The sequence below is a fragment of the Puniceibacterium confluentis genome, from assembly GCF_007923445.1.
GTDB lineage: Bacteria > Pseudomonadota > Alphaproteobacteria > Rhodobacterales > Rhodobacteraceae > Puniceibacterium > Puniceibacterium confluentis.
Map to the genome: position 1 here is coordinate 23,066 of NZ_VOJI01000009.1, position 13,160 is coordinate 36,225.

The 13,160-nt window shown below is 63.4% G+C and carries 17 protein-coding genes; 14 read left to right on the plus strand and 3 right to left on the minus strand.

Translation table 11 applies throughout. The features are described 5' to 3' along the window. The first annotated feature begins 165 nt into the window (after nt 1-165). From FOY53_RS11515 to FOY53_RS11525, 3 genes are read left to right on the plus strand one after another with little or no spacing between them, the layout of a single operon-like run. A complete protein-coding gene (locus FOY53_RS11515) occupies nt 166-1,044 on the plus strand; it encodes a YicC/YloC family endoribonuclease (RefSeq protein ID WP_246107367.1) in 879 nt (292 codons plus the stop codon). A 3-nt stretch (nt 1,045-1,047) separates the two neighbouring features. Continuing rightward, nucleotides 1,048-1,692, plus strand: coding sequence for a guanylate kinase (gene gmk / locus FOY53_RS11520; protein WP_146588927.1), 645 nt, complete (start codon nt 1,048-1,050; stop codon nt 1,690-1,692). Beyond that, a complete protein-coding gene (locus tag FOY53_RS11525) occupies nt 1,689-2,210 on the plus strand; it encodes a gamma carbonic anhydrase family protein (protein WP_146588929.1) in 522 nt (173 codons plus the stop codon). Before gmk ends, FOY53_RS11525 begins: the two co-directional genes overlap by 4 nt. Before the next feature lie 71 nt (nt 2,211-2,281). Here FOY53_RS11525 and rocF read toward each other — a convergent pair whose 3' ends face one another. The 3 genes from rocF to FOY53_RS11540 form a co-directional block, all read right to left on the minus strand. Continuing rightward, nucleotides 2,282-3,205: an arginase gene (gene rocF, locus FOY53_RS11530; protein WP_146588931.1), complete on the minus strand. Its 924-nt coding sequence runs from the start codon at nt 3,203-3,205 to the stop codon at nt 2,282-2,284. Nucleotides 3,206-3,423: 218 nt separating this feature from the next. Continuing rightward, on the minus strand, nt 3,424-3,891 hold the full coding sequence (locus FOY53_RS11535) for a CreA family protein (RefSeq protein WP_146588933.1): 468 nt from the start codon (nt 3,889-3,891) through the stop codon (nt 3,424-3,426). A 73-nt stretch (nt 3,892-3,964) separates the two neighbouring features. Then, on the minus strand, nt 3,965-4,444 hold the full coding sequence (locus tag FOY53_RS11540; RefSeq protein WP_146588935.1) for a pyridoxamine 5'-phosphate oxidase family protein: 480 nt from the start codon (nt 4,442-4,444) through the stop codon (nt 3,965-3,967). Nucleotides 4,445-4,595: 151 nt separating this feature from the next. Here FOY53_RS11540 and FOY53_RS11545 point away from each other — a divergent pair, with 151 nt between their 5' ends. From FOY53_RS11545 to FOY53_RS11595, 11 genes are all read left to right on the plus strand, one after another. Next, entirely contained in the window at nt 4,596-5,759 is a 1,164-nt protein-coding gene (locus tag FOY53_RS11545; RefSeq protein WP_146588937.1) for an isovaleryl-CoA dehydrogenase, read from the plus strand. A gap of 29 nt (nt 5,760-5,788) precedes the next feature. Continuing rightward, nucleotides 5,789-6,121, plus strand: coding sequence for a hypothetical protein (locus FOY53_RS11550; protein WP_146588939.1), 333 nt, complete (start codon nt 5,789-5,791; stop codon nt 6,119-6,121). Nucleotides 6,122-6,124: 3 nt separating this feature from the next. Next, nucleotides 6,125-7,675 (plus strand): AMP-binding protein, encoded by a 1,551-nt coding sequence (locus FOY53_RS11555; RefSeq protein ID WP_146588941.1) that lies wholly within the window; start codon nt 6,125-6,127, stop codon nt 7,673-7,675. 72 nt (nt 7,676-7,747) lie between these two features. Then, nucleotides 7,748-8,410, plus strand: a complete 663-nt coding sequence (locus tag FOY53_RS11560; RefSeq protein WP_146588942.1) for a glutathione S-transferase family protein — start codon at nt 7,748-7,750, stop codon at nt 8,408-8,410. A 300-nt stretch (nt 8,411-8,710) separates the two neighbouring features. Further along, complete coding sequence (locus FOY53_RS11565; RefSeq protein WP_146588944.1) at nt 8,711-9,076, plus strand: NADH-quinone oxidoreductase subunit A; 366 nt, start codon at nt 8,711-8,713, stop codon at nt 9,074-9,076. Next, nucleotides 9,067-9,615 carry a NuoB/complex I 20 kDa subunit family protein gene (locus FOY53_RS11570; protein ID WP_146588946.1) on the plus strand — a complete coding sequence of 183 codons (549 nt, stop codon included), beginning with the start codon at nt 9,067-9,069 and terminating at the stop codon, nt 9,613-9,615. Before FOY53_RS11565 ends, FOY53_RS11570 begins: the two co-directional genes overlap by 10 nt. A 30-nt stretch (nt 9,616-9,645) precedes the next feature. After that, a complete protein-coding gene (locus tag FOY53_RS11575; protein ID WP_146588948.1) occupies nt 9,646-10,254 on the plus strand; it encodes an NADH-quinone oxidoreductase subunit C in 609 nt (202 codons plus the stop codon). After that, nucleotides 10,251-10,487 (plus strand): hypothetical protein, encoded by a 237-nt coding sequence (locus FOY53_RS11580; RefSeq protein WP_146588950.1) that lies wholly within the window; start codon nt 10,251-10,253, stop codon nt 10,485-10,487. The genes FOY53_RS11575 and FOY53_RS11580 overlap by 4 nt, the downstream gene beginning before the upstream one ends. Beyond that, complete coding sequence (locus FOY53_RS11585; RefSeq protein ID WP_146589258.1) at nt 10,487-11,707, plus strand: NADH-quinone oxidoreductase subunit D; 1,221 nt, start codon at nt 10,487-10,489, stop codon at nt 11,705-11,707. Before FOY53_RS11580 ends, FOY53_RS11585 begins: the two co-directional genes overlap by 1 nt. Continuing rightward, a complete protein-coding gene (locus tag FOY53_RS11590; RefSeq protein ID WP_146588952.1) occupies nt 11,704-11,991 on the plus strand; it encodes a hypothetical protein in 288 nt (95 codons plus the stop codon). The genes FOY53_RS11585 and FOY53_RS11590 overlap by 4 nt, the downstream gene beginning before the upstream one ends. Continuing rightward, nucleotides 11,981-13,144, plus strand: a complete 1,164-nt coding sequence (locus FOY53_RS11595) for an NADH-quinone oxidoreductase subunit E (protein WP_146588954.1) — start codon at nt 11,981-11,983, stop codon at nt 13,142-13,144. Before FOY53_RS11590 ends, FOY53_RS11595 begins: the two co-directional genes overlap by 11 nt. Nucleotides 13,145-13,160 lie beyond the last annotated feature (16 nt).

Here is a 13,160-nt window from a genome sequence, read left to right on the forward strand (position 1 = left end):
GTTGTTAACCAAATGCCTGCACAAACCTTACTGAAGTATTAATACCGGAAGCTGTTTCATATTTCTTCTCAATTTGAACCAACTGGTTAATGGCTCCGGTCCGGTGCTTGCTTTGTGGCGGGGGGTCCAATAGGGGAAAGCCCGGAGGTGATCATGCGGCAATCAATGACAGGATTTGCGGGCTCGGCGGGCGGGCTGGACGGCCTGAGATGGACCTGGGACATTCGTGGCGTCAACGGCAAGGGGCTGGATCTGCGGTTCCGCGTGCCGGACTGGATCGAGGGGCTCGAGGCTGGGTTGCGCGCTGCCGCGACCAAGGCGGTGGTACGCGGCAACATCACGGTGTCATTGCGGGTACAAGGCGCGGGCGACGACAGTGCGCTCGAGCTCAGCGACGATCACCTTGCCACGGTGCTGGACGCGATGGCGCGGATCGAAGCCCAGGCGATGTCGCTGGGATTGTCGCTTGCACCGTCGACGGCGGCGCAGATCGTCGGGTTGCGCGGCATTCTGGACGGACCGGCGGCCGAGACCGATACCAAGGCGCTCTGCGCGATGCTGTTGCAGGAATTCACCGGCGTGCTGGACGATTTCATCGCGATGCGCGGGGCCGAGGGGGCCGCGTTGCAGACAATCATGACCTCGCAGCTCGACGAGATCGCGGCACTGGTCAGCCAGGCAGCGGACCAATCTGCGGCGCGGCGCGACGAGCAGGCAGAGAAACTGCGCCTTGCTCTGGCCCGGGTGCTCGGGAACACCGATGGTGTCGATCCGCAGCGCGTGGCGCAGGAACTGGCGATCATCGCCGTCAAGGCGGATGTCACCGAAGAACTTGACCGCTTGCGCGCGCATGTCCAGGCGGCGCGGGATCTGCTGGCGCAGACCGGGCCGGTGGGACGCAAGCTTGATTTCCTGATGCAGGAGTTCAACCGTGAGGCCAACACCCTGTGTTCCAAGGCGCAGTCCGTTGCCCTGACACAGGTGGGGCTGGCGTTGAAGACGGTGATTGATCAGATGCGCGAACAGGTACAGAATGTGGAGTAGACCATGAGCAACCGTCGCGGCCTTCTGATCATCTTGTCCTCGCCGTCGGGTGCGGGGAAATCCACTCTGGCACGTCGGTTGCGGGCCTGGGACGACAGGATCGTCTTTTCGGTTTCGGCCACCACCCGCGCGCCCCGCACCGGCGAAGTCGATGGATCGGATTACCACTTCATGTCCGATGCCAGCTTCAAGAAGCAGGTTTCGGGCGGCGGGATGCTGGAACATGCGCATGTGTTCGGCAATTTCTACGGTTCGCCCAAGGCGCCGGTGCGCGACGCCATCAGCGCCGGTCAGGATGTGCTGTTCGACATCGACTGGCAGGGTGCGCAACAGATCCGCAATTCGGATTTGGGGTTGCACACGCTGTCGATCTTTCTGCTGCCGCCCTCGATCCTCGAACTGCGCCGCCGCCTCATTGCCCGCGGTCAGGACACCGAAGAGACGATTGCCCGGCGGATGCAGAAAAGCTGGGACGAGATCAGCCATTGGGACGGGTATGACTTTGTGCTGGTGAACGACGATCTGGACGTGACCGAGGCGCACCTGAAAAGCATTGTGACCGCCGCGCGTCTGCGGCGCAGCCAGCAACCGGACCTGAATGCCCATGTGCGCAGGCTCCAGGACGAATTCGAGGAGGGACAGTCATGACCTGTTACAGTCTGGACGGGCATGCGCCCGAGGTTGCCGTCGACAGCTGGATCGCTCCGGGGGCGCATGTCATCGGCAAGGTGGTGATCGCGTCGGGGGCATCGGTCTGGTTCGGCTGCACCCTGCGCGGCGACAACGAGGTGATCCATGTCGGCGCCGGCAGCAATGTGCAGGAAAATACGGTCTGTCACACCGATATGGGGTTTCCGCTGGTGATCGGCGCGGGGTGCACGATCGGCCACAAGGCGATGTTGCACGGCTGCGTGATCGGCGACAACTCTCTCATCGGGATGGGCGCCACGATCCTCAATGGTGCGAAGATCGGCCGCAACTGCCTCATTGGCGCCGGCGCGCTGATCACCGAGGGCAAGGAGATTCCCGACGGATCGCTGGTGATGGGGGTGCCGGGCAAGGTGGTACGCCCTCTGGACGAAGCGGCCATCGAGGGGCTGCGCAAATCCGCACTTGGCTACCAGCGCAACATGCGCCGGTTTCGCGACGGACTGGCCGCACTGTAACCCGGTGGCTGCCACGCGACCGGTCGCAGAGGCTGGTTGGCCGCGCGGTGTCCGGCGCGGCCACCGTCGGGCTAGAGCGAGCGGGGGGTCGGCCGGTCAAACACCCGGCGACCAAGCGCCGAAGCCGCAAGATCCACCATCAGCTGTGCCGTGCGGCCGCGTTCGTCGAGCATCGGATTGAGCTCGACCAGATCGAGCGAGGTCATCAGTCCGCTGTCATGCAGCATTTCCATCACCAGATGCGCTTCGCGTACGGTGGCGCCGCCCGGTACCGTGGTGCCGACGGCCGGAGCAACCGACGGGTCAAGAAAATCCACGTCCAGCGAGACGTGCAGCGCGCCGTTGGCGGCGGCCACCGTGTCCAGAAACGCCCCCAGAAGTTTGGCGATGCCGTTTTCATCGATGTCACGCATGTCATGGCGGCGGATCTGCGTCGCCTCCAGCATCGCGCGTTCGGCGGCATCGACCGAGCGCAATCCGATGATGCAGACATTCTGCTCGGGAATCGGGTGGGGCACCGCCGGAAAGCCGTCGAAGCCCGGCCGTCCGGTCAGATAGCCCAGCGGCGTGCCGTGCAGGTTTCCCGAATCCGTGGTCTGAAGTGTGTGAAAATCGCTGTGCGCGTCGAGCCAGAGCACAAATTGCGGCTGGCCGCTGGCGGCGGCATGGGCGGCGACACCGTGCACCGTGCCCAGCGACAGCGCGTGGTCCCCGCCCAGAAAGATCGGCATGCCCCGGCGGATCGCCTCTTGGGCCGCCCGGCTGAGCGCAGAGGTCCAGCCGATCGTTTCGGGCAGGGAATGCAGCCCCGGGCGTGGCGCAACGTCCGGGCAATCCGGTGCCACATTGCCCAGATCACTGACCTCATGGCCAAGGTCGCGCAGGGCGCCCGCCAGCCGCGCGGTGCGGAAGGCGTCCGGCCCCATGAGACAGCCGAGCCGGGTCTTGCCACTGTCGACGGGGGCGCCAACCAGAAGGATGCGTTTGTTTTCCATGGGGGCTCCTGCACGTTTGCCTGTGTGTGTCGCGGTCTGTTGCTGCACCGGTCCTAGCAGACATTTTCAGCCAGGGGGAGGCGTGGCGTCCGGAGCGTGGCGGCAACGCGCAATCCTCTCAGGGTATCCCGGGCCTCTCAGGGTATCCCGGGCCGTCAGGCTGCTTGCGCGAACCCGGACCCTGGGGGCGCGGGCACGCGGATGGGGGCGGCCGCTGATCAGTTTGACACATTCGCACCGTATAGCGGCACCGTCGAGATCGAGACTTTGGCAGAACCGTTGGTCAGTTCGGCGGCATGGGCAACGTAGATCAATGTCTGATTTTTCTCGTCGAACAACCGTTTGACCCGCAACGTCTTGAGAATGATCGAGCGCGAGGTGCGGAACACGTCTTCGCCGTCTTCGTCCCGTTCGATATCGCCGATCGTGATCGGACCGGTCTGACGGCAGGCGATCGAGGCGTTGGACGGATCCTCGAACCAGTTGCCGTTCGACAGCCGGTCGATCACCGAACGGTCGAAATAGGCGATATGGCAGGTCACGCCCTGTACCTCCGGATCGGAGATTGCCTCGACGACGATATCGTTGCCGATCCAGTCGACGCCGATTTCACCGACTTCCTCCGCCACACCCAGCGACGGGGCAACAAGGCAAAGGGCGAGGGCGGCGCAGCGGATGGCATTCATGGCAATCTCCGGAGTTTTCTGGTGCGGGGCATCATCGGGGGTATCGCTGCGCCGGTGATGACGCGCGACTGGATCAGGCAAAAGTTACCACACCATGTTCGCCCATGTCGGGCTTTTCGTCGGTCATCCGCGATTTGACCAGCTCATAGACGAATCCGGCGGCGCCAGTCGTTGCCCAGACCTCGGCTTTGACGGGGGTCAGTCGGATCAGCCGGATGTCATCGTCCTGCTTGCCATCCTCGAACTCGAACCAGGCGGCCGCGACGGCGTTCCACAACTCGTCCAGTTTGGCGGGATCGTTCACTTCGCTGACCTGACCGTCAATGGTGGCGTAAAGGTTCGCTTTGGGATCCGCGACAAAGAACGATGCCTCGGCGCTGGATCTGGCGGCGGCGGCCAGCTCGGTGCCCTGCGCCGCGATGAACCAGATCGCGTTGTCGTCGCGGCGCGCATAGGGCGACATCGGCACGGCGCGGGTGCTGCCGGCGCTCAGCAGGCCGGCCTGAACGTCTTCGATGCGGTCCCAGAAGGCGGTTTTCAAAGCTTCGGACAAGATCTCTATCCTTTTGATATTCGAGTTCATCCATGCAACGCTGTGCTCCGGGAAGTGGTTCCGGCGGCTGTCGTCATGTTTGTGTGCGTCCGGAATGGGGCGCCTCGGGGATGAACGGCCTGCATCCGGAACGCAGGAGAGGAGACACTGTGTGTTCAGCGCAGTAATGCAGTTCGATCTGGGCGAGGATGTGAATGCCTTGCGTGACATGGTCCACCGCTGGGCGCAGGAGCGGCTGCGCCCCCTGGCGGCCGAAATTGATGCAACCAACAGTTTTCCACCGGCGCTGTGGCGCGAGCTTGGGGAATTGGGTCTGCTGGGAATCACCGTGCCCGAGGAATACGGGGGCGCGGGAATGGGATATCTTGCGCATGTCATCGCAGTCGAGGAAATCGCGCGCGCCTCGGCTTCGGTCTCGCTGTCGTATGGCGCACATTCCAATCTCTGCGTGAACCAGATCCGCCTGAACGGCACCGACGCGCAGCGCCAGAAATATCTGCCCGGGCTGGTGAGCGGCGAACATGTCGGCGCGTTGGCAATGTCCGAGGCGGGCGCCGGGTCGGACGTGGTGTCGATGTCGTTGCGGGCGCAAAAGCGCAACGACCGCTTTGTCCTGAACGGCAGCAAATACTGGATCACCAACGGACCGGACGCCGACACACTGGTGGTCTATGCCAAGACGGACCCCGATGCCGGTTCCAAGGGCATCACCGCCTTTCTGATCGAAAAATCCATGTCCGGCTTTTCGACCAGTCCGCATTTTGACAAGCTGGGAATGCGGGGCAGCAACACGGCCGAGCTGATCTTTGACGACGTCGAGGTGCCGTTTGAAAATGTGCTCGGCGAAGAGGGCCGCGGCGTGCGCGTGCTGATGTCGGGACTGGATTACGAACGCGTGGTGCTTGCCGGCATTGGCACCGGCATCATGGCCGCCTGTCTGGACGAGGTGATGCCCTATATCTCGACACGCAAGCAGTTCGGCCAGCCGATCGGGTCCTTCCAGCTGATGCAGGGCAAGATCGCGGATATGTATACCGCGATGAATTCGGCCCGCGCCTATGTTTACGAGGTCGCCAAGGCCTGTGACCGTGGCGACGTGACCCGGCAGGATGCCGCTGCCTGCTGCCTGTATGCCAGTGAACAGGCGATGGTGCAGGCGCATCAGGCGGTACAGGCCATGGGCGGCGCCGGGTTTCTGAACGATGCCCCGGTCGCACGGTTGTTTCGTGACGCCAAGTTGATGGAAATCGGTGCCGGCACTTCCGAAATTCGCCGGATGCTCGTCGGGCGCGAACTTATGGCGGCGATGGGATGAGCGTGACCCTGGATGGGACCGGCTGAGGCGTGCCGCGCTGGACCTGGTGGCTGCCGGTGGCGCTGATCGTGGCGCTGTCTGCACTGTTTGGCTGGCGGCACGGCTGGGTGGCGGCGAATGTGACGGAAACCCAGGTGATCGACGCCTATGCGACGCGGTATCTGCAGGACCGCGCGCGTGACGGATCCGGCGCCGGGGCCCGTCGCAGCGACTGTCGGGCGCGCCCGTCCGCGCGCGCCTGGCTGGTGGTGATCTGCGGGCCCGAGCCGCAGAACAAGGCGCTGAGTTATACCTATTACGTGGCCCGCGACGGACGATTGCGCATGGTCGTGGGGCCGGACGATGCCGCGGAAGGAGCCTGAGCGATGCTGACGCCTGCGCCATACGACACTCTGCGCGACGCGTTCCGCTGGGATCTGCCGACGCACCTGAATATGGCCGAGCAGGTCTGCGACCGCTGGGCTGCCGCTGATCCGGACCGGGTGGCGGTGCTCGAACTTTCAGAGGCGCGGCGCGCGGTGACTTACCGCGACCTCCAGATCCTGTCGCACCGGGTTGCGTCGGCACTGCTCGGGCAGGGCGTGCGGCGCGGCGACCGTGTCGGTGTGTTGCTGTCGCAGTCTGCGTTCTGCGCGGCGGCTCATATTGCGATCTGGCGTATCGGCGCTATTTCGGTGCCGCTGTTCAAACTGTTCCAGACCGCCGCGCTAAGGACACGGCTGGTGGATTCGGGCAGCCGCGTGGTCGTCACCGACGCCGAAGGGCAGGGCCTGCTGGCCGGGCTGGCGCCAGGCCTTGTGCTGGAAAGGGATCTGCCGACGGCAGACATGTCGGCGCAGGCACCTGTGGCGACGGGCCCCGAGGATCCGGCAGTGCTGATCTACACCAGCGGCACCACCGGTGCCCCCAAGGGGGCGCTGCATGGGCACCGGGTGCTGACGGGGCATTTGCCTGGGGTCGAGATGAGCCACGATTTCCTCGGGGCGCCGGGGGATGTGCTGTGGACCCCGGCCGACTGGGCCTGGATCGGCGGGCTGTTCGATGTTCTGATGCCGGGGCTGGCACTGGGCGTGCCGGTTGTGGCGGCGCGCATGCCCAAGTTCTCGACGGATGAGTGTGTTCGGATTTGTGCGCAGGGCGCTGTAAGGAACGTGTTCTTTCCGCCGACGGCCCTGCGGATGCTGCGGGCGGCAGATCAGGGGATCACCGGGCTGCGCACGGTGGCCAGTGGTGGCGAGCCGTTGGGCGCGGAAATGCTGGCATGGGGGCAGCGCGCCTTTGGTCTGACGATCAACGAATTTTATGGCCAGACCGAATGCAACATGGTGGTCAGCGGCTGCGCCCGGATTTTCCCGCCCGTCCCCGGGGCCATGGGCCGTGCCGTGCCGGGACACGAGGTCGCGGTTATCGGCCCGGACGGCGTGCCTTGCCGGGGTGAGGGAGATCTGGCCGTCGCACGGGGATCGGCCTCGATGATGCTGGGATACTGGAACAACCCGTCCGCGACCCGGGCAAAATTCCGCGGCGACTGGATGCTGACCGGCGACCGTGGCACCTGCGAAGGTGGCACGCTGCACTTTGTCGGGCGCGACGACGATGTGATCACTTCGGCCGGATACCGGATCGGTCCGTCCGAGATCGAGGACTGCCTGCTGACGCACCCGGATGTGGCCACAGTCGGGGTTGTCGGCAAGCCTGACAGGCTGCGCACGGAAATCGTCAAGGCCTATGTGGTGCTGAAGCCGGGGGCGAAAGAGGATGGCGCCGCACTGGGCCGGTGGGTCAAGGAACGGCTGTCAGCCTACGCCTACCCAAGGGAAATTGCCTTTCTGAAGCAACTGCCGATGACGGTCACCGGCAAGGTGATCCGCAAGGAATTGCGGGCGCGGGCGGCGGCGGAATGTGATCCCGAGTGACGGAAAACGCGCGCGACAGGCAGACTCATCGGGCCCGGACCGGGGCCGTTCAAAGCAGAGAAAGGCGAAGCCATGATCCGATTGCACCATGTTCCATTTTCCCGGTCGTTCCGCGTCCTCTGGCTGCTCGAGGAACTGGGACTGGATTTTGAAATCCAGCAGTATGACATCCGCGACGGTTCCCTGCGCGGCCGGTTTCAGGAACTGTCGCCCGCAGGCCGGGTGCCGGCGCTGGAAATCGACGGCATGACACTGTTTGAAAGTGGCGCGATCCACGAATACCTCTGCGAACGCCATGCCGGTGCGGGACTGGGACGCGCGCCGGGCGTGCCCAGTCGGCCCCGGTTTCTCGAATTGCTGCATTTTGCCGAGACCATGGCAAGCTGCATCGAGCAGTTGAACCTTCAGCGCATCTTCTTGCGGGATCCGGCGCAGGCGTCTGCGGTGGTGATAAAGCTGGTGACGGCGCGGCTGGCGGGAACCCTGGCCGGGATGGAGCGCATGCTCGACGGGCGGGACTACCTGCTGGAGGACGGATTCAGCGCGGCGGACACGATGATGGGCTTCAACCTGTTCGCCGCGCCATATTACGTGCGTCTGGACCCGTTTCCGGAACTTGCCGCCTATCGCGACCGGATTGCCGGGCGCCCCGGCTATCAGCGCGCCCGCGCCCGGGACGGCGCGCAGTCGTTCTACACCCGCGATTTCTACCCGCTGCCCGGGACGGAGGGCTGACAGCGCGGTGGTGCGGAGGGGCCCGGTGGGCGGTGTCCGGCACGCCGCCGGACCGGCTCCCGGAATTTCGCGGCCCCCGCCACGCCCGCAAAAGTGGCACCGATTCCGTGTTTTGGCGCCATCCTTCTGGCGGACTTGGACAATTTTAAATCAGCTGGTTGAATCGACAGCTTTTTTCGTCAGTCTGAATGGCGCGGGCTTGGTTGACCCGGGCAACAGGCGGCGATAAGTCATCTGCAAGTCAATCTAGCCACTTGACGGATGCGCCCGGCAGCGGCGCCGTTGGAAAGGAGCCACCTCGTGGAAGAGATGCTGAGGGAATACCTCCCCATCCTTGTTTTTCTGGCCATCGCCATCGGATTGGGCCTCGTGCTGATCCTGGCCGCCTTGGTCATCGCCGTGCGCAACCCCGACCCCGAGAAGGTGAGCGCGTATGAGTGCGGCTTCAACGCCTTTGACGATGCGCGGATGAAGTTCGACGTGCGGTTCTATCTGGTGTCCATCCTGTTCATCATTTTCGACCTCGAGATTGCGTTCCTGTTTCCCTGGGCGGTTGCGTTCCAGGATGTCAGCATGGCGGGATTCTGGTCGATGATGGTGTTCCTCGCGGTTCTGACCATCGGCTTTGCCTATGAATGGAAGAAGGGGGCGCTGGAATGGCAGTAGTGGCAGAGGGCATCCAGACCGGAGCCAACACGGCCGGTGCCGACAAAGAGGTGACGACCCGCGCCCTGAACGCCGAACTGGCGGACAAGGGGTTTCTGCTGACGTCGACTGAGGACATCATCAACTGGGCGCGCACCGGATCGTTGCACTGGATGACATTTGGTCTGGCGTGCTGCGCGGTCGAGATGATGCACACGGCGATGCCGCGGTATGACGTCGAACGCTTCGGCTTTGCGCCGCGCGCCAGCCCGCGCCAGTCGGATGTGATGATCGTGGCGGGGACGCTGACCAACAAGATGGCTCCGGCGCTGCGCAAGGTCTATGACCAGATGCCCGAACCGCGGTATGTGATCTCGATGGGATCCTGCGCCAATGGCGGCGGCTATTATCACTACAGCTACTCCGTGGTGCGTGGCTGCGACCGGATCGTGCCGGTGGACATCTATGTTCCGGGCTGCCCGCCGACGGCAGAGGCGCTGCTTTACGGTATTCTCGCGCTGCAGAAAAAGATCAGACGGACCGGGACCATTGTGCGCTAAGGCGTCGGTCCGGTGGAAGGAGACAACAGCATGACGGCAGCACTGCAGGAACTGGGCGGGCATATCGAGCTCAAGCGTCGGGACTGTGTCCTGGGCTGGGACGTGAACCACGGAGAACTGACGATCAATGTCGCGCCGTCCAATGTGCGCGGGCTGGTCGAGTTTCTGAAGACCGACAACACCTGCCGGTTCACCTCGCTGGTCGACATCACGGCGGTGGACTATCCCGAGCGGGCGAAACGGTTCGACGTGGTCTATCATTTCCTGTCGATGTACCAGAACCACCGTGTCCGTTTGCGGGTCAGTATCCGCGAAGAAGAGATGGTGCCGTCGGTGACCTCGGTCCACCAGAGCGCCAACTGGTTCGAGCGCGAGATATTCGACATGTTCGGCATCCTGTTTGCCGGCCATCCCGATCTGCGCCGGATCCTCACCGACTATGGCTTTCGCGGCTTTCCGTTGCGCAAGGATTTCCCGACCACGGGATACACCGAAGTGCGCTATGACGAAGAACAGAAGCGCGTTGTCTACGAGCCGGTCAGTCTGGTGCAGGAATACCGTCAGTTTGATTTCATGAGCCCCTGGGAAGGTGCACAATACGTGCTGCCCGGAGACGAAAAGAAAGAGGCCGCAAAGTGACAGCCCTTGGAATGCCCGTTTACGGCGTGATGTCCGGCTTCTGGACATTTGCGCTGGTCTACCTTGTCTGCGCCTTTGTCTGGGGCTACCCGCTGTGGAAGATCCTGCCGAAGTTCGGTTATGACCGCAGATGGGCGTTTTCCACGTTGTTTGCCGGCGGCATGGCGGTGCTTGTCGCGCTGTGGCTGATTGCCTTTCCCGACAAATGGACGCCACCGGAGGAAAAAGAATGATGGACGGCTCCAACGGTTTTGACGACGCCCTGACGGGCGAGCAGAAGATCCGCAACTTCAACATCAACTTCGGCCCGCAGCACCCTGCGGCGCACGGAGTTCTGCGTCTGGTGCTCGAGCTGGACGGCGAGATCGTGGAACGCTGCGACCCGCATATCGGCCTGCTGCACCGCGGCACCGAAAAACTGATGGAAAGCCGGACGTACCTGCAGAACCTGCCGTATTTCGACCGGCTGGATTACGTGGCGCCGATGAATCAGGAACACGCCTGGTGTCTGGCGATCGAAAAGCTGACCGGCGTGGTCGTTCCGCGCCGTGCCTCGCTGATCCGGGTGCTGTATTCCGAGATCGGCCGCATCCTCAACCACCTGCTGAACGTCACCACGCAGGCGATGGACGTCGGCGCGCTGACTCCGCCGCTCTGGGGCTTCGAGGAACGCGAAAAGCTGATGGTGTTCTACGAGCGGGCCTGCGGCGCGCGGCTGCACGCCGCCTATTTCCGCCCCGGCGGCGTACATCAGGATCTGCCCGAGGATCTGATCGACGATATCGACACCTGGGCGGATGAATTTCCGACGGTACTGGCGGATATTGACGGGTTGCTGACCGAAAACCGGATTTTCAAGCAGCGCAACGCCGACATCGGCGTGATCACCGAAGAGGATATCCAGGAATGGGGGTTCTCGGGGGTCATGGTGCGCGGCTCGGGGCTCGCCTGGGATCTGCGGCGGGCGCAGCCCTATGAATGTTATGACGAGTTCGACTTCCTGATCCCGGTGGGCAAGAACGGCGATTGCTATGATCGCTACCTTGTCCGCATGGAAGAGATGCGGCAGTCGCTGCGCATCATCAAGCAGGCGGTGACCAAGCTGAGGGCACCGGATGGGAAGGGCGATATTCTGGCCCGGGGCAAGATCACTCCGCCCTCGCGCGGCGAGATGAAGACCTCGATGGAGGCGCTCATCCATCACTTCAAACTTTATACCGAAGGGTTCCACGTGCCCGCGGGCGAAGTCTATGCCTGCGTCGAGGCACCGAAGGGCGAATTCGGGGTCTATCTTGTGGCCGATGGCAGCAACAAACCCTATCGCGCCAAGATCCGCGCGCCGGGGTTCCTGCACCTTCAGGCCATGGACTATGTTGCAACCGGCCACCAGCTGGCCGATGTGGCGGCGATCATCGGGACGATGGACGTCGTGTTTGGGGAGATTGACAGATGAATCGTTTTCTTGGCGCAGGCACTGTCCTTGCGCTGCTGTCGGCCTGCGCGCTGCCGCCCGAAGGCGTGGACGAAGAGCGTCTGGCGATGTTCGATTCCGCCGTTGCCTCGATCGGCTGTGACCTGATCAGCGAAGCGGATTACCTCCCGGTCGAGCTGCAAACCGGCCTGACCCGGTCGCAGGTGATCGAAGTCGCCTCTTACAAGACCCTGCGCGAAGAGGGTGTAAAGCTGTCCAACGGTGGTTTCCGCCTCAAGACCGGAGCCTGTGCAGATGTTGCGTAGATTGCACCGGGAGCAGCCCGAGAGCTTTGCCTTTACCGACGCCAATCTGGCCTGGGCCGAAGCCCAGATCACCAAGTATCCCAAAGGCCGTCAGGCCAGCGCGATCATTCCGCTGCTGTGGCGCGCCCAGGAACAGGAAGGCTGGCTGACCCGCCCGGCGATCGAATCCGTCGCCGACATGCTGGGCATGGCATATATGCGGGCACTGGAAGTGGCGTCGTTCTACTTTATGTTTCAGCTGCAACCTGTTGGTTCAGTTGCAAACATTCAGATTTGCGGCACCACCTCCTGCATGATCTGCGGAGCCGAGGATCTGGTCGCTGTCTGCAAGGAAAAGATCGCCGCAAAGCCGCACACGCTGTCGGCGGACGGCAAGTTCAGCTGGGAAGAGGTTGAGTGCCTGGGCGCTTGCGCCAATGCGCCGATGGCCCAGATCGGCAAGGATTATTACGAGGATCTCACCACCGAGCGTCTGGCGGAGATTCTGGACGAATTGGCAGCCGGAACTGTGCCGGTGCCCGGTCCCCAGAACGGGCGTTACGCCGCCGAGCCGAAGTCCGGCCTGACCAGCCTTGCCGACTACGCCAAGGACCGTGCGCAGTACAACGCAAGTGTCGAACTTGCGGTCGACATCGGCGACACCGTGAAACGCATCGACGGCACCGAGGTGCCGCTGACGGCGCCGTGGCAGGACCGTTCCGACAAGCGGGGCGATGCGGTTCCGGACACTTCGGGGCCGATTCTGGCCAGCGGCACGCCGGTGGATGAAACCGGTATCGACAAGCGTGCGGCGCCGGTGGAAGGCACCGGCCATCCGCGCTCGGATGAACCCGCCGATGCTGCCGAGGCCGGTGAGGGCGGCAGCAAGCCTGCGACCCTGACCCAGGCCCGCGATGGCGGTGCGGATGATCTCAAGCTGATCAGGGGTGTCGGTCCCAAGCTCGAAGAGATGCTGAACGGCATGGGATTTTATCATTTCGACCAGATTGCCGGCTGGTCGGCGGCGGAAATCGCCTGGGTTGATGCCAATCTGGAAGGGTTCAAGGGGCGGGTGACGCGCGATGATTGGGTCGCGCAGGCCACAACGCTTGCATCCGGAGACGAGACGGAGTTCGCTTCCCGTGTTAAAAAGGGTGATGCTTACGATACGTAAGCCCAAAACACGGACC

Bases quoted from the DNA above. Each gene is read 5' to 3' on its own strand.
- FOY53_RS11515 (WP_246107367.1), top strand. From the start codon at position 166: ATGACAGGATTTGCGGGCTCGGCGGGCGGGCTGGACGGCCTGAGATGG.
- gmk (WP_146588927.1), top strand. From the start codon at position 1,048: ATGAGCAACCGTCGCGGCCTTCTGATCATCTTGTCCTCGCCGTCGGGT.
- FOY53_RS11525 (WP_146588929.1), top strand. From the start codon at position 1,689: ATGACCTGTTACAGTCTGGACGGGCATGCGCCCGAGGTTGCCGTCGAC.
- rocF (WP_146588931.1), bottom strand. From the start codon at position 3,205: ATGGAAAACAAACGCATCCTTCTGGTTGGCGCCCCCGTCGACAGTGGC.
- FOY53_RS11535 (WP_146588933.1), bottom strand. From the start codon at position 3,891: ATGAATGCCATCCGCTGCGCCGCCCTCGCCCTTTGCCTTGTTGCCCCG.
- FOY53_RS11555 (WP_146588941.1), top strand. From the start codon at position 6,125: ATGCTGACGCCTGCGCCATACGACACTCTGCGCGACGCGTTCCGCTGG.
- FOY53_RS11560 (WP_146588942.1), top strand. From the start codon at position 7,748: ATGATCCGATTGCACCATGTTCCATTTTCCCGGTCGTTCCGCGTCCTC.
- FOY53_RS11570 (WP_146588946.1), top strand. From the start codon at position 9,067: ATGGCAGTAGTGGCAGAGGGCATCCAGACCGGAGCCAACACGGCCGGT.
- FOY53_RS11575 (WP_146588948.1), top strand. From the start codon at position 9,646: ATGACGGCAGCACTGCAGGAACTGGGCGGGCATATCGAGCTCAAGCGT.
- FOY53_RS11585 (WP_146589258.1), top strand. From the start codon at position 10,487: ATGGACGGCTCCAACGGTTTTGACGACGCCCTGACGGGCGAGCAGAAG.
- FOY53_RS11590 (WP_146588952.1), top strand. From the start codon at position 11,704: ATGAATCGTTTTCTTGGCGCAGGCACTGTCCTTGCGCTGCTGTCGGCC.
- FOY53_RS11595 (WP_146588954.1), top strand. From the start codon at position 11,981: ATGTTGCGTAGATTGCACCGGGAGCAGCCCGAGAGCTTTGCCTTTACC.